Consider the following 14,625-nt stretch of genomic DNA (forward strand, 5'->3'; position numbering starts at 1 on the left):
AAAAACCGCAGCCTGTACAGGCTGCGGTTTTTTCTTTTACAGGGCGAAAGGTAGCGGCGTACTGACCGTCTGACGCTGCGCCAGACGCTGCTCGAACTCTTTCGGATCGTGGATCAACACGTCCTGCCCGGCGAACGATTCCGCCGCAATCAAGCGGGATAGCCAGAACCGCACGCACGCCACTCGCAGCATGGTCGGCCACAGCTCGGCTTCGGCTGCCGTGAACGGTCGCAGCGCCGCGTAGGCACCCAGGAATGCACGCGCACGCGGGCCATCGATCAGGCCGTCATCGTCCGAACACCAGTCGTTCAGGGCAATCGCCACGTCATAGAGCATCGGGCCGGAGCAGGCGTTGTAGAAGTCGATCAGCCCGGTCAGGTGCGTGCCTTCGAACATCGCGTTGTCGCGGAACAGGTCAGCGTGGATGTTCGCCCGTGGCAGCGCGAGAATTTTATCTTTCTGTTGGGTGATTTCATCCAGCGCCTTCTGCAGCAGTGCACGCGGCTCGTCGCTCAGGTGCGAAAGAAACTGCGTACCCTCTTCCAGCATCCAGTCCAGGCCACGATCGGTCTTGCGCTTGATCATGTTGTCGCCCTGGGTCGCCAGGTGCAGATGCGCCTGCAACTCACCGACCTGCGCGCAATGCTGGGCGTTGGCCTGCTTGATGTGCTTGCCGGCCAGACGCGGTTGCAGCAGCGCCGGTTTGCCTTTCAGCTCGCGCAGGGCCACGCCGTCGGTGGTGCGCAGTGCGTAAGGCACCGGCAGATCGGCCTCGTGCAGCACGTCGAGCAGGTCGATGAAGAACGGCATTTCCTGCACCGGGCCGCGCTCGACCAGGGTCAGGACGAACTCGCCCTTTTCCATGCTGATGAAGAAGTTGGTGTTTTCGCTGCCGGCGGCGATCCCCTGGAAATCGAGCAGACGGCCGAGCCCGTAAGGGGCGAGAAAGGTTTCCAGCTCGGGCCGAGCCAGGGGGGTGAACACAGACATGGTTAAAAACTGCTCAGTTCTGGCGCCGCCATCAAACGGCGCCGATTAAAAGTCAGGAAACTTACTTCCAGGTAAAGATTTCCCACGCTGGAATCAGCATATTCGGCTGGTCGGACCGGATGTAGTTCGCGTCCGTACCATCGGCGCGCACCAGGAAATAGGGTTTGCCGACCTTCGGTGTGACCTTGATCGCATACACGAATCCACTCCGGCTGTATTCCTGAATGACCTTGTCGCCTTCCGTGTGCGTGCTAATGGTAACTTCCGGCTCCGACGACGGCGCATCATCCGCCGCGATCGCGGCCAGCGGTGAGACAGCAATCAGACTGACCAGCAGCAAGCGATTTAACGTACGCATGATAACCTTGTCCCTTTGTCGTCAACGGTCCCGCTATTCTAGCGCCGGGCCCGCCGAAAAGGTTGATTCTGCTCATGAGCCAAGCCCCCCTCGTCCTGGTGGACGGTTCGTCTTACCTGTACCGCGCCTTTCACGCGCTGCCACCGCTGACCACCTCCAAAGGCCTGCCGACCGGTGCGGTCAAAGGCGTGCTGAACATGCTCAAGAGCCTGCGCAAGCAGTACCCCGACAGCCCGTTCGCCGTGGTATTCGACGCCAAGGGTGGGACATTTCGCGATGAGATGTACGCCGAATACAAAGCCAACCGCCCAAGCATGCCCGACGACATGCGCGTGCAGATCGAGCCGCTGCACCAGAGCGTGATCGCCCTCGGTTTCCCGCTGCTGTGCGTCGAAGGCGTCGAGGCCGATGACGTGATCGGCACCCTGGCCCGCAGCAGCGCGGCCGCCGACCGCCCGGTGATCATCTCCACCGGCGACAAGGACATGGCGCAACTGGTCGATGGCCACATTACCTTGGTCAACACCATGTCCGGTAGCTCGATGGACGTCGAGGGCGTGAAGGAGAAATTCGGCGTCGCTCCGGAGCAGATCATCGATTATCTGGCCCTTATGGGCGATTCTTCCGACAACATCCCCGGCGTTCCGGGCATCGGCCCGAAGACTGCTTCCGGCTTGCTGGTGGGGGTCAACGGCGGTCTGACCGAGCTGTATGCGCAGCTCGACATCGTGCCGACCCTGCCGATTCGCGGCGCCAAGACCCTGCCGGCCAAGCTCGAAGAGCACAAGGAGATGGCCTTCCTCTCCTATCAACTGGCGACCATCAAGGTCGACGTGCCGCTGGATATCGGCCTCGACGACCTGCAAATGGGCCCGGAAGACTCGGCCAAACTGCTTGAGCTCTACACCCTGCTGGAGTTCAAGAGCTGGATCAACGATCTGGAGCGGGACGCCAAGCGTCTGGAACTGAGCGCTGCCACCGAGCCTGCGCCGGCCGGCGATCTGTTCAGCGCGCCAGCCGAAGAAGAAGCGCCTGCCGCTCCGGCTGAAGCCGCGTACGAAACCATCCTCGATCAGGCACGATTCGACGTCTGGCTGGAAAAGCTGAAGAACGCCAAACTGTTCGCCTTCGACACCGAAACCACCGGCATCGATGCGCAACAGGCACAACTGGTCGGTCTGTCCATCGCGGTGCGGGCCAACGAAGCGGCCTACATCCCGCTGACCCACTCCTACATCGGCGTGCCGGAGCAGCTGGATCGCGACACCGTGCTGCGCGCGCTCAAGCCAATCCTTGAAGACCCGAACAAGCTCAAGGTCGGCCAGCACGCCAAGTTCGACATGAACATCCTGGCCAACTGCGCCATCGGTGGCGATCAGAACGAAGGCATCACCGTACGCGGGATCGCCTTCGACACGATGCTTGAGTCCTACGTGCTCAACTCCACCGCCACCCGTCACGACATGGACAGCCTGGCGCAGAAGTACCTCGATCACACCACCGTGAGCTTCCAGGACATCGCCGGCAAAGGCGCCAAGCAACTGACCTTCGACCAGATCGCTCTGGAACAGGCCGGGCCGTATGCCGCCGAAGATGCCGACGTGACTCTGCGCCTGCACCAGACGCTGTTCGAAAAACTCAGCGCCATCCCGAGCCTGGCCAGCGTGCTGACCGATATCGAGATCCCGCTGGTGCCGGTGCTTGCTCGCATCGAGCGCCAGGGCGCGTTCGTCGACGCTGAACTGCTCGGCATCCAGAGCATTGAGCTGGGCAACAAGATGGTCGCGCTGGAGCGTGAAGCGTTCGAGATCGCCGGTGAAGAATTCAACCTCGGCTCGCCGAAGCAACTGGGCGTGATCCTCTACGAGAAACTTGGCCTGCCGGTGCTGAAGAAGACCGCCAAGGGCCAGCCGTCCACCGCCGAAGAAGTGCTGGCGAAACTGGCCGAAGACGATCACCGCTTGCCGAAAGTGCTGATGGAACACCGTTCCATGAGCAAGCTGAAAAGCACCTACACCGATCGCCTGCCGGAGCAGATCAACCCACGCACCGGGCGTATCCACACTTCGTACCATCAAGCTGTCGCTTCGACCGGTCGCCTGTCGTCGAGCGATCCGAACCTGCAGAACATCCCGGTGCGCACCGCCGAAGGCCGACGCATCCGTCAGGCGTTCGTCGCGCCGAAAGGCTACAAACTGCTGGCAGCGGACTACTCGCAAATTGAACTGCGGATCATGGCCCACCTGTCCCGCGACGAAGGCCTGATGAACGCCTTCCGCAACAATCTGGACGTGCACACCGCCACAGCGGCCGAAGTGTTCAAGGTCGAGCTGAACGAAGTGAGCTCAGACCAGCGCCGTGGCGCCAAGGCGATCAACTTCGGCCTGATCTACGGCATGGGCGCGCAGAAGCTGGGCAAGGACATCGGCGTCGACACCAAGACCGCCAAGGCCTACATCGACACCTACTTCGCGCGTTACCCGGGCGTGCGTGAGTACATGGATCGCACCCGCGCCCAGGCAGCGGACCAGGGCTTTGTGGAAACGATCTTCGGTCGTCGCCTGTATCTGCCGGACATCAACTCCAACAAGCCGCAGGAACGCGCGGCCGCCGAGCGCACGGCGATCAACGCGCCGATGCAGGGCACCGCAGCAGACATCATCAAGAAAGCCATGGTGGCGGTGGATAACTGGCTGAGCGCTTCCGGGCTGGACGCCAAAGTCATCCTGCAGGTGCATGACGAACTGGTGTTGGAGGTCCGCGAGGATCTGGTCGATCAGGTTCGTGAAGAAATTCGTGTGCACATGAGCGAAGCGGCGAAACTGGACGTGCCGTTGCTGGTGGAAGTGGGGGTTGGCAACAACTGGGACGAGGCGCACTGAGGCGTCTGGGACGGGGTTTTGCCGCGACCGAGCGTCGCGGCAAAGGCATCGAAAAGCGCTTAGGCCTGATCGTTCTTGAGCTTATTCCAAAGTTTTTTGAAAAGATTCTGAACTAATCTTGCGACAGGGCACTCAGAGATACTGAATGGCTGGTGAAGCCCTTCGATGCTCCTATGTTGTGTTAAGTGTTGGCAGATATCTGAACCCCGCCCTAGCGGTTCGGAACTTAAACCCCGGAACTTCTCCCTCCCCATATGAAGTCCGGGGCTTTTTTTGCCTCAAAATCGGCTGTAGCGCGGTCATGCTGCGTTAAAAGCGTTAGTAAAAATGCTCATTTAGGTCCCCTAAAGTCGAGCGCGACCCCGGCCGTTTTACTAACACTTTTGCCTTGCCTGACCACACTACAGCCAATTTTCCATATTCCGATTATTCGGTCGCTGCTTCCGCGCCTTTGTCTGCCAGTTCCATCCAGCCCGCCAACACAGTGTAGGCCTCTTCCAGGCCCATGCGTTTCGGGGCGGAGAACAGCTGGATCGTCACCTGATCGCCCCATCCCTTACGAATTTCCGATTGCACTTTGAGCAGGGTGTTCTTGGCTGCGCCGTAGGTCAGTTTGTCGGCCTTGGTCAGCAGGATGTGCATCGGCATGCCGGCCGCAACGGCCCAGTCGAGCATCAGCAGGTCGAAGTCGGTCATTGGATGACGGATGTCCATCATCAGAATCAAACCCTTCAAACTCTCGCGGCCACCGAGGTAAGCCTCAAGGTGACGCTGCCAGTGTTGCTTGAGCGGGATCGGTACTTTTGCATAACCGTAGCCCGGGAGGTCGACCAGACGCCGTTCATCGTCTAGCTTGAAGAAGTTCAACAGCTGTGTGCGACCCGGGGTTTTCGAGGTGCGCGCCAGGCTGGCGTGAGTCAGAGTGTTCAGCGCGCTGGATTTACCGGCGTTGGAACGACCGGCGAACGCCACTTCGAAGCCTTCGTCGTCGGGGCACTGATCGACTTTGGCGGCACTGAGCATGAACGTGGACTGTTGGCACAGGCCGAGGATGGGATTCTTGAGTTGCATGGGATTTCCGATGTGGGCGGCGCCGGGATTAGGCGCGGAACGCGGTGTCGCTTCCGTTTCAGTGACGCCAGTATATAATGCCGCAGATTTTGTGTGTGCTTTGTCCCAGCGAAGGATGAAGTTCACGAGAGCGACAGACCTTGATTGCGCATTAGAACGCAGAACGCTCTCAACCCTGAAAAGGTCGTTTTATGACGAAATGGCTGCTGGCTGCCGGAGTCTTGATGCCGCTTTACAGCGCACAGGCTACACAGGATCCGGAAGCCGTGTACAACCGTGTTTGTGGAGCCTGTCATTCCGGCCAACTACCCATGGCGCCCAGAAGAGGCGATCAGGAAGCTTGGACGCCGAGGTTGGCGAAAGGTATGGAGACGCTGGTGCAACACGTGACCCAGGGTTTCAAGGCGATGCCGCCGCGTGGTTTGTGCATGGACTGCAGTGCCGAGGATTACCAGGCCCTCATCCTCTGGATGAGCGAGAGTAAGCCCGGTCCATAACTCTTAACCCTTAGCCGTAGTTGGATTAGCTGATGAACAAACTGATCGTGAGTCTGCTGTTGACCGTGGGAATCTCAGGCTTCGCCCATGCTTCCGGTGATGCAGCCGCAGGCCAGGCAAAAGCCGCCGTATGCGGCGCCTGCCATGGCCCGGATGGCAACAGCATGGCGCCAAACTTTCCAAAGCTGGCCGGACAGGGTGAACGCTACCTGACCAAGCAATTGCACGACATCAAGTCGGGCAAGCGCACCGTTCTGGAAATGACCGGCCTGCTGACCAACCTGAGCGATCAGGACCTGGCCGACATCGCCGCCTACTTCGCCAGCCAGAAAGGCAGCGTCGGCGCTGCCGATCCGAAGATCGTCGCTCGCGGTGAAGCCCTGTTCCGTGGCGGCAACCTCGAGAAAGGCCTGCCAGCCTGCACCGGTTGCCACTCGCCGAACGGCGCCGGCAACGCAGCCGCCGGCTTCCCGCACCTGGGTGGCCAACACGCTCAGTACATCGCCAAGCAACTGACCGATTTCCGCAAGGAAGAAGCCGGCCGCAGCAACGACGGCGACGCGATGACCATGCGCACCATCGCCCGCAAGCTGAGCGACGAAGACATCGCGGCAGTCTCCAGCTACATTCAGGGCCTGCACTAAGACGCGCGATTCGAGCATTGCGTGCAATGGCCAACGCCTGCCACGTTAACGCTCGATTAATCCGTCGCAGCAAGTATAAAAAGGGTGGCTTTGGCCGCCCTTTTTTGTGGCCGCTGCCGTTACACTACAGAACTCATGCCCGCCAGGATCTGTCTGAAAACAGGTCGCGCGAGGCGACCAAAATTGTCCAGGAGTAAAGCATGCGTAATCTGATCATCAGCGCCGCCCTCGTCGCTGCCAGCCTGTTCGGCGTCACCGCCCAGGCCGCCGAAGCCCCTGCTGCCCCTTACGTCGAACTGAGCAACCCGGTACCGGTCGCCGTGCCTGGCAAGATCGAAGTGGTCGAGCTGTTCTGGTATGGCTGCCCGCACTGCTACGCGTTCGAGCCGGTGATCAATCCGTGGGTTGAAAAACTGCCGTCCGACGTCAACTTCGTGCGCATTCCTGCGATGTTCGGTGGCCCGTGGGACGCTCACGGCCAGATGTTCCTGACCCTGGAAGCCATGGGCGTCGAGCACAACGTGCACGCTGCCGTATTCAACGCGATCCAGAAAGAACACAAGAAACTGACCGACAAGAACGACATGGCCGACTTCCTCGCCACTCAAGGCGTGGACAAGGACAAGTTCCTGGCGACCTTCGATTCGTTCGCCATCAAGGGGCAGATCGTGAAAGCCCGCGAGCTGGCCAAGAAGTATGAAATCTCCGGCGTTCCAACCATGATCGTCAACGGTAAGTACCGCTTCGACATCGGCTCCGCTGGCGGCGCCGAACAGGCACTGAAACTGGCTGACCAACTGGTGGCCAAAGAGCGAGCGACCAACAAGGCAGCCGCCAACTAAGCGCGGCAATCGCCATGCGCCGCTGGGGAACCGAACGCGTCGTTGGCCTGCATGATCCGCAGGTCAACGAGCATCACCTGGAATCGACGGGCCTGCCCGCAGACAGCCGTCTGCGCTTGCTCAGCTTCAATATTCAGGTCGGCATCAGCACCGAGCGCTATCGGCATTACCTGACCCGCAGCTGGCAGCATCTGCTGCCGCACCCCGGGCGCTCCACCAATCTGCAAAAGATCGGCAATCTGCTCGGCGACTTCGATCTGGTCGCCCTGCAGGAAGCCGATGGCGGCAGCCTGCGTTCAGGCTACGTCAATCAGGTCGAACACCTGGCCCAGCTCGGCGCCTTCCCCTACTGGTATCAACAACTCAATCGCAACCTTGGCCGACTGGCCCAGCACAGCAATGGCGTGCTCAGTCGCCTGCGGCCGTGGGCGATCGAAGACCATCCGCTGCCGGGTCCGAAGGGACGCGGTGCGATTCTGGTGCGTTTTGGCGAAGGCCCGGAAGCGCTGGTAGTGGTGATGATGCACCTGGCGCTCGGCGCCCGGGTCCGCAGCATGCAACTGGCCTACATCCGCGAGTTGATCGGCGGCTACAAGCACCAGGTGCTGATGGGCGACATGAACACCCACGCCAGCGATCTGCTGCAACACTCGCCATTGCGCGACCTCGGCCTGCTGGCCCCGCAACTCGAAGCGACATTCCCCAGCTGGCGTCCGCAGCGCTGCCTGGACCATATTCTGCTCAGCCCGACCCTGACCCTCGAAAAAGTCGAAGTGCTGGCACAACCGATTTCCGATCACCTGCCGGTCGCGGTAGAGATTCGTCTGCCGGGTTCGCTCACGGCCGATGCATTGCCCGCGTTGAGCACTGCCCTTCGCGGAACCCCTGAATGAGCGACGAAGCCCAGCGCTGGAAAGAGAAATACCTCAAAAGCATCGAACAACAGGAAAAGCTCGAACGTCGATGGGACGCCCGGCTCGACCTGCTGCGCCGTGGCCTGGTGCGCAGCACCCTGGCGGCGGAAGGCACCGACCGCGTGGTCGATCAGTGCATGAAAGAGATGCGCGACGTGGTGCGCACCGATGACATGGACGCCGGCCTCGCCGCCCTGCTGCCGCGCCTGGAAAAAGCCGTGCTCGATTCCGAGCAGCGCCGGGAAACCCGGATCGAACAGGTCAGCACCGCACTGACTGCGCTGGTCACTCAGCTGCAATCCCTCCCGCTGCCCCGCGATGTGGCCCAGCCGCTGAAGAAATTCGCCAAACAATTGGACGGTAGGGTCAGTCAGGCCAGGGAAATGCCACTGTTGCTCAGCGAACTCAGCGGCTTGCAAGGCAAGGCCTTAAGCCAGCTGGAGACGCCGGCGGAACCGGGACGACCGGGGTTGTTGCAGCGCCTGTTCGGCAGCCGCGACAACGAGGAAACACCTCTGACGACGACCCAGCCTGCCGTGGCCGCACCGCCCGCACAGCCGGAGCGAGCGCCCGTCACACATGAAACCGCGCCCTTGCAGGAAGCGCCTGTCACGACCGCCGAACCGGTCGCCCCTGCGCCCGTCAGCCAGGCACCGATCGCCGCCCCCGTGGCCGAAACCGCGAAAACTCCAGCGCCAACCCACGAGTACCATGCGGAGCCGGAGGTGGTGGCCTTCGAGCCTGTCCAAATCCTCACCGAAGCCCCTACCGCCCCCAGCGAACCAGAACCCGCCGAGCCAGAACCGGAGCCGCAGGCCTTTGCGCCTCCTCCAGTTTTCGCGCCGACAGTGCCAACAGCCATCAACCCGGACGAACTGATCCACCCCGGCGATACCCCGCCGCCGGTGATTCTCGACAGCCTGCCCCTGCCCGAGCCCATCGCCCAGGCATTGGCCGCAATCGATCCGGAGCAATCCGAGCACGACATTCTCTATGCCCTGCCGGACTCGCCGGAACCGTCCTACAGCTCGGTCGCCAAACACATCGAAGACACGCTGATCGGGTTGCTGGATGACCTGACCCTGCCGGAGCGCCACCGCCCGCAAGCCGAAGCCATGCGCGACCGGCTGAAAAATGGCTTGAACTGGTACGAACTGTTGCCGATCCTCGACGATCTGGCGACTTTGATGCTGGCCATCACCGACAGCGGCCAGCACGAATTCGAAGCCTACCTGCAGCAACTCAACGAACGCCTCGAAGCGTTCCAGAGCAATTTGCAGGCCGCCAGCGAAGGCCACGCCGACAACAGCTCCGCGGCGCGGGCGATGGACACGCAGATCCGCGAACAGGTCGACGGCTTGCAGAACAGCGTGCAGGAAGCGGCCGATCTGGACGATCTCAAGCAGGTGCTGGAAAACCACCTCGAAGGCCTGCTCGGTACGATGGATCAGCATCAGAAACAGCGTGACGCCCGGGAACAGGAAGTCGCCGGACGCCTGAAAAGCCTGGCCGAGCGCGTCGCGCACATGGAGCAGGAAGCGCTGGGCTATCGCGAACACCTTGAAGAGCAGCGCCAGAAAGCCCTGATCGATCCGCTCACCGGCCTCCCCAACCGCGCGGCCTGGACCGAACGGCTCGAACATGAAATCGCCCAATGGCAGCAGCACGGCAACACCCTGAGCCTGGCCATGCTCGACCTCGATCACTTCAAACGGATCAACGATAACTACGGCCACCTCGCCGGCGACAAGGTATTGAAGATCATCGCGACCGTGCTGCGCAAACGCCTGCGTGGCAGCGATTTCATTGCCCGATTTGGTGGAGAGGAATTCGTATTGCTGCTGCCGGCCACTCCGCCGGCCGTCGGCGCCAAACTCCTGGAAACCCTGCGCGCCTCCATCGAAGCTTGCCCATTCCACTTCAAGGGCGAGCGCGTCACGATCACGGTTTCCATGGGCCTGGCGGCGTTTCGGCCGGGAGAACACAGCGATCTGGTGCTCAAAAGAGCCGATCAGGCGCTCTACCGGGCGAAAAACGCAGGGCGTAACCGGGTGGAACTGGGCTGAGGCAATTGTTCCATATTGTTTAAATCAGCCCTTTAAGCGTCGAAGCGCAAGGCGATACGTTACACTGTTGCATTATCGTCTTGCGTGTACTGCCCTCTGCCATGAAATTTTTTACCCTGCTCGCGTCGCTACTCTTACTGGCCGGTTGTGCCAGCGGCCCGCGTTTTGACACCAGCCATCCTTCGGTCAATCACGACAGTCGCGTGCAGTTCGTGATCGTGCACTACACCTCCGCCTCGCTCGAGCGCTCGCTGCAGTTGCTGACCCACGGCGAAGTCAGCAGTCATTACCTGATCGGCGACGACAAAAACGCGACCATCTACAAACTGATGGACGAAAACCTGCGTGCCTGGCACGCAGGCGAAAGCGAATGGCAAGGCCGTACCTGGCTCAACTCCAGTTCGATCGGCATCGAGATCGTCAATCCGGGCTTCAAGGACACTCCGACCGGTCGCCTCTGGTATCCCTACAGCGAAGCCCAGGTGCAATCGCTGATCGTTCTGCTCAAGGACATCAGCAAGCGCCAGGGCATCAGCCCGCGCCACATCATTGGCCATAGCGACATTGCCCCGCTGCGCAAGCTCGACCCGGGACCGCTGTTCCCCTGGAAGCGTCTGGCAGCCGAAGGGCTGGGGCTCTGGCCCAACGAACAAGCCGTGGCACGCCAGCAGGCGCAGTTCGACGCCGAGCTGCCGAGCATCACCTGGTTCCAGAGCCAACTGGCGCGCCTGGGCTACTCGACGCCGCAGACCGGCGAGCTGGATGTGGCGACCCGGCATGTGCTCGCGGCCTTCCAGATGCACTACCGCCCGACGCGCTTTGACGGCACGCCGGATGCGCAAACGGCAGCGTTGCTGCTGGTGCTGAATCAGACAAAATAATGACGCCCGCCCGACGGTCAGGGCGAAAGTGTAATCAGCAGCTATAACTCATTGGTAATTCTTCGGATATCCATGATGGTTGCTACCCGAGAGACGCTGCGTAGCTGGTTTTATCGCCCCTGGTTTCTGGCGATGATCGCGGCTGTCCTCAGTGCGAGCCTGCTGATCACCGGCGGGCTGTTCGTGGCCATGCGCCAGGTCGAACAAAGCGAAAGCCAGGAAATGAACGCCCAGGGCGAGCGGTTCCTGGCGCGCCTGGAGCAACTGTTCGGCCAGTTGCGCGAAAGCCTCGACGACCTCGAAGCCCAGCCCTTGCGCAGCTGCGACGACGAAATGATCGCGACGTTGCAGCAAGTGACGTTCAACTACCGCTTCGTCTATGAAGCGGCCTACATGGACGCCACGCGGATCTGCTCCAACCGCCCCCGTCAGGAAGGCCTGTCGGTGATCCGTCCTCCGGACATCAAGGGCCCCACCTACAGCTACTGGCTGAACACCACCACCGAACCCGATGAAAACCGCGCGGCGCTGATGCTCGGACGCGGCAACTTTCGCGTGGCCACCTCGCGCGGGCATTTGACCGACATGGTCGATCTGTCGCCCGGCAGCAGCCTGTTGGTGGTGCTGGATCACGGGTCCCGGGCGATTCCGGTACTCGGTATTCCGCAAGCTTGGCCACCGACTGAACCCTGGCCGCCGAAAACCCCGGATGCGCTGCAAGTTACCCAGTCGCACCTGATCTACCGCATGCCCACCGATAACCCGGAATACCAACTGGTACTGATCAGCCCGCGCTCGGGCATGCACATTCCGGAGCTCTGGTGGTGGATGGTGCCGTTCTGTCTGGTGCTCGGTGCGCTGGTGGGGGTTCTGGTGTTCTGGATCGTGCGCCAGCGCCAGTCGCTGGATGCCGAGCTGCACGGCGCGATCCGCCGGGGCGAGTTGCAGGTGCTGTATCAACCGATCTTCGATCTCGACAGCCGCAACTGCGTCGGCGCCGAAGCCCTGCTGCGCTGGCGCCGGCCGGACGGCACGCTGACCAGCCCCGACCTGTTCATCCCGATGGCGGAGAACACCGGGCAGATTCGCCAGATGACCGACTTCGTCCTGCAACGCTTGCTCGAGCAGTTGGGCCAGTTGCTGCGAGCCAACCCGCAGCTGTACATCTCGGTGAACCTGGCCGCCTGCGACGTGATGGTGCCGCGCATCGGCCAGGTCATGGCGCGGCTGTTGACCCTGCACCGGGTCGCGGCGCGGCAGATTGCGTTCGAGGTGACCGAACGCGGCCTGATCGATGTGGTGGTGGCCCGGGAAAACCTGCAAGCGCTGCGGGATGTCGGCCATCAGGTGCTGATCGACGATTTCGGCACCGGCTATTGCAGCCTCGCCTACCTTCAAACCCTGCCGGTGGACTGCCTGAAGATCGACAAGGCATTCATCGACGCCCTCGGCCATGACGCTGCCAGCAGCGGTGTCGCGCCGCACATCATTCACATGGCTCAGGCGCTGGACCTGAAGGTGATCGCCGAAGGGATCGAATATGAATCCCAGGCCGAGCTGCTGAGCAGCGAAGGGGTGAAATTCGGTCAGGGCTGGCTGTTCGCCCACGCCTTGAGCGCGGTGCAGTTCATCGAACTGATCACCCGTGGACGGCGGCTCGCCGGGCGCCGGATCGACGACGAGGCCTAGACCGCCAGCGCCATGTAGAACTGCGTGCCCTGCCCCGGCCGTGAGTAAACGCCCATCCGCCCGCCGTGCAACTGGACGATTTCCTTGCACAACGCCAGACCCAGCCCGGCCCCGCCCTTTTTCCTGCCGACTTGGACGAACGGTTCGAAGATCCGCCCTTGCTGACCGTAGGCAATTCCTTCGCCGTTGTCTTCGACGCTGATGATCACCCGCTCGCCATGGCGCCGGGCCTGCAAGCGGATCAGCCCGTCGCGCGCCGTGTGGCGCAAGGCGTTGTCGATCAGGTTGTCGAGGACTCGATCGAGCTGCGCCTGATCCGCCTGCAAGCGTGGCAGCGGGCCTTGCGCTTCGACCTGCAGGGTAACGCCCTTCTGCGCCGCCGAATCGGCGAAACGCAAACGCGCCTGCTCCAGCAGATCCTCGATGGAGCACGGCGCCAGCGTGAGCTTCTGCAAACCGCTCTGATAACGCGAGAAGTTCAGCAGATCGTTGATCAGCTGCATCAGGCGCTGCATTTCTTCATTAACCGTGTCGAGCAGATCGGATTCGCGCGACTCCGGAGGAAACTTCGCCCGCTCCCGGAACAGCCCGAACGCCATGTGCATGCCCGTGACCGGGGTGCGCAATTCGTGGGATGCGCGCAGCACGAACTCGCTGCGCACCCGTTCGAAGGCGCGCTGTTCGGTGACGTCATGCAAGACCATTACGGCGCCGAGGATATGCCCTTGGGTGTGGCTGACCGGCGTCAGGCTGTAGGTCAGCAGGCGCGATTCGCCATCGACCTCGATGCTCAAATCTTCCGGCGCGCGCTCGAGGGTGCCACCGCGCAACACCAGTTGCAGTTGTGCATCCAATTCCGGACGCTGAAGCGCTGTGCCCAGGCCCTCGCCGAAACGGTCGCTGTCCCAGCCCAATTGCCGCTGGGCTACCGGGTTCAAGTGTTCCAGATGCCCCTGACGGTCGATCATCAGCAAGCCGTCATCGATGCTGTCGAGTACCGCTTGCAGGCGCTGCTGGCCGGCGAGCAATTCATCGACGTTGGTTGCCTGGTGTTCGCGCAGGGCTTCGGCCATCAGCCCGAAGCGGCGGGTCAGCAGATTGATTTCCATCGCCGAGGACACCGGCAGCGTCACTTCGAAATTGCCCTGGCCGATGTTGTCCGCCGCTTTGGCCAGCGCTTCGATCGGCGCACCAAAACGCCGGGCGATGCCTTGGGCGGTGATGAAACCGATGATCAGCACCGCCAGCCCCACCAGCCCGAGCAAGCCGGAAATCAGCAGCGCCCGGTCACGGGCGGCGTGCTGGACAGCGTTGATGTTATCCAGCGCGTGCTTGTGCTCGGAGATCAAACCGTTACGCAGGGTGTTGAATCGCTCGCGCAAGTCGCCACCACTGCTCAGGGCCGCGCCCGGATCGCGGGACAGGTCGAACGCCTCAAGGAAAGTCAGGTAATCGCTTTTTGCCTGACTGAACCCGTATTGGCGATTGTCGTTTTTCTGCTCTTGGGCGATGCCCTCGTCGAGCAATTCGAAATAACGTTGTTTGGACGCTTCGAACGCCACGGGGTCGGGCTTCTCGGCAAGCATCATGATCAGTTGATCGCCGAGTGTCTGGCGCAGCTTGAGCCCCAGATCGAGGGTGACGAAGTTGTTGCGGATCAGCGCCTCCTGAGTGCCGGCCATCTGCATCACGCTGACCAGCCCGAGCATCAGCCCGAGCAAGGCCACGGTGATCAGCGCGGAAATGCTCAGGAACAAGCGGGTCCGCAACTTCATCGCCAGTTTCATCGGC

Annotated in this window: 12 protein-coding genes; 8 read left to right on the top strand and 4 right to left on the bottom strand. The window is 61.6% G+C overall.

Annotated elements, in window-relative coordinates; all coding sequences use genetic code 11:
* Positions 1-36: 36 nt before the first annotated feature.
* A complete protein-coding gene (locus PMI24_RS11560; RefSeq protein ID WP_007954024.1) occupies positions 37-990 on the bottom strand; it encodes a homoserine kinase in 954 nt (317 codons plus the stop codon).
* A 61-nt stretch (positions 991-1,051) separates the two neighbouring features.
* Positions 1,052-1,348: a DUF2782 domain-containing protein gene (locus PMI24_RS11565; RefSeq protein ID WP_007954026.1), complete on the bottom strand. Its 297-nt coding sequence runs from the start codon at positions 1,346-1,348 to the stop codon at positions 1,052-1,054.
* A gap of 74 nt (positions 1,349-1,422) precedes the next feature.
* On the opposite strand from PMI24_RS11565, the gene polA reads away from it, so the two are divergent.
* Entirely contained in the window at positions 1,423-4,230 is a 2,808-nt protein-coding gene (gene polA / locus PMI24_RS11570) for a DNA polymerase I (RefSeq protein ID WP_007954028.1), read from the top strand.
* Positions 4,231-4,656: 426 nt separating this feature from the next.
* Here the strand turns inward: polA and yihA are convergent, their stop codons facing one another.
* A complete protein-coding gene (gene yihA / locus PMI24_RS11575; protein ID WP_007954038.1) occupies positions 4,657-5,301 on the bottom strand; it encodes a ribosome biogenesis GTP-binding protein YihA/YsxC in 645 nt (214 codons plus the stop codon).
* 191 nt (positions 5,302-5,492) lie between these two features.
* Here yihA and PMI24_RS11580 point away from each other — a divergent pair, with 191 nt between their 5' ends.
* From PMI24_RS11580 to PMI24_RS11610, 7 genes are all read left to right on the top strand, one after another.
* Positions 5,493-5,798, top strand: coding sequence for a c-type cytochrome (locus PMI24_RS11580; protein ID WP_045121721.1), 306 nt, complete (start codon positions 5,493-5,495; stop codon positions 5,796-5,798).
* A gap of 32 nt (positions 5,799-5,830) precedes the next feature.
* Positions 5,831-6,442 carry a c-type cytochrome gene (locus PMI24_RS11585; RefSeq protein ID WP_007954042.1) on the top strand — a complete coding sequence of 204 codons (612 nt, stop codon included), beginning with the start codon at positions 5,831-5,833 and terminating at the stop codon, positions 6,440-6,442.
* A 200-nt stretch (positions 6,443-6,642) separates the two neighbouring features.
* Positions 6,643-7,284 (top strand): thiol:disulfide interchange protein DsbA/DsbL, encoded by a 642-nt coding sequence (locus tag PMI24_RS11590; RefSeq protein WP_007954043.1) that lies wholly within the window; start codon positions 6,643-6,645, stop codon positions 7,282-7,284.
* A gap of 14 nt (positions 7,285-7,298) precedes the next feature.
* A complete protein-coding gene (locus tag PMI24_RS11595) occupies positions 7,299-8,177 on the top strand; it encodes an endonuclease/exonuclease/phosphatase family protein (RefSeq protein ID WP_007954044.1) in 879 nt (292 codons plus the stop codon).
* Positions 8,174-10,264: a GGDEF domain-containing protein gene (locus PMI24_RS11600; RefSeq protein WP_007954045.1), complete on the top strand. Its 2,091-nt coding sequence runs from the start codon at positions 8,174-8,176 to the stop codon at positions 10,262-10,264. Before PMI24_RS11595 ends, PMI24_RS11600 begins: the two co-directional genes overlap by 4 nt.
* Positions 10,265-10,365: 101 nt before the next feature.
* Positions 10,366-11,145: an N-acetylmuramoyl-L-alanine amidase gene (locus PMI24_RS11605; protein WP_007954046.1), complete on the top strand. Its 780-nt coding sequence runs from the start codon at positions 10,366-10,368 to the stop codon at positions 11,143-11,145.
* A gap of 75 nt (positions 11,146-11,220) precedes the next feature.
* Positions 11,221-12,834, top strand: a complete 1,614-nt coding sequence (locus tag PMI24_RS11610) for an EAL domain-containing protein (RefSeq protein ID WP_177323245.1) — start codon at positions 11,221-11,223, stop codon at positions 12,832-12,834.
* On the opposite strand, the gene PMI24_RS11615 is transcribed toward PMI24_RS11610, so the two are convergent.
* On the bottom strand, positions 12,831-14,621 hold the full coding sequence (locus tag PMI24_RS11615) for a KinB sensor domain-containing domain (RefSeq protein ID WP_007954048.1): 1,791 nt from the start codon (positions 14,619-14,621) through the stop codon (positions 12,831-12,833). The genes PMI24_RS11610 and PMI24_RS11615 overlap by 4 nt on opposite strands.
* Positions 14,622-14,625 lie beyond the last annotated feature (4 nt).

It is taken from the genome of Pseudomonas sp. GM25, assembly GCF_000282255.1.
Classification (GTDB): domain Bacteria; phylum Pseudomonadota; class Gammaproteobacteria; order Pseudomonadales; family Pseudomonadaceae; genus Aquipseudomonas; species Aquipseudomonas aphyarum.

Excerpts from the sequence above, each read along its gene's own strand:
- PMI24_RS11590 (WP_007954043.1), top strand. The coding sequence starts at position 6,643 with ATGCGTAATCTGATCATCAGCGCCGCCCTCGTCGCTGCCAGCCTGTTC.
- PMI24_RS11600 (WP_007954045.1), top strand. The coding sequence starts at position 8,174 with ATGAGCGACGAAGCCCAGCGCTGGAAAGAGAAATACCTCAAAAGCATC.
- PMI24_RS11610 (WP_177323245.1), top strand. The coding sequence starts at position 11,221 with ATGGTTGCTACCCGAGAGACGCTGCGTAGCTGGTTTTATCGCCCCTGG.
- PMI24_RS11585 (WP_007954042.1), top strand. The coding sequence starts at position 5,831 with ATGAACAAACTGATCGTGAGTCTGCTGTTGACCGTGGGAATCTCAGGC.
- PMI24_RS11560 (WP_007954024.1), bottom strand. The coding sequence starts at position 990 with ATGTCTGTGTTCACCCCCCTGGCTCGGCCCGAGCTGGAAACCTTTCTC.
- PMI24_RS11580 (WP_045121721.1), top strand. The coding sequence starts at position 5,493 with ATGACGAAATGGCTGCTGGCTGCCGGAGTCTTGATGCCGCTTTACAGC.
- polA (WP_007954028.1), top strand. The coding sequence starts at position 1,423 with ATGAGCCAAGCCCCCCTCGTCCTGGTGGACGGTTCGTCTTACCTGTAC.
- PMI24_RS11595 (WP_007954044.1), top strand. The coding sequence starts at position 7,299 with ATGCGCCGCTGGGGAACCGAACGCGTCGTTGGCCTGCATGATCCGCAG.
- PMI24_RS11565 (WP_007954026.1), bottom strand. The coding sequence starts at position 1,348 with ATGCGTACGTTAAATCGCTTGCTGCTGGTCAGTCTGATTGCTGTCTCA.
- yihA (WP_007954038.1), bottom strand. The coding sequence starts at position 5,301 with ATGCAACTCAAGAATCCCATCCTCGGCCTGTGCCAACAGTCCACGTTC.
- PMI24_RS11615 (WP_007954048.1), bottom strand. The coding sequence starts at position 14,621 with ATGAAACTGGCGATGAAGTTGCGGACCCGCTTGTTCCTGAGCATTTCC.
- PMI24_RS11605 (WP_007954046.1), top strand. The coding sequence starts at position 10,366 with ATGAAATTTTTTACCCTGCTCGCGTCGCTACTCTTACTGGCCGGTTGT.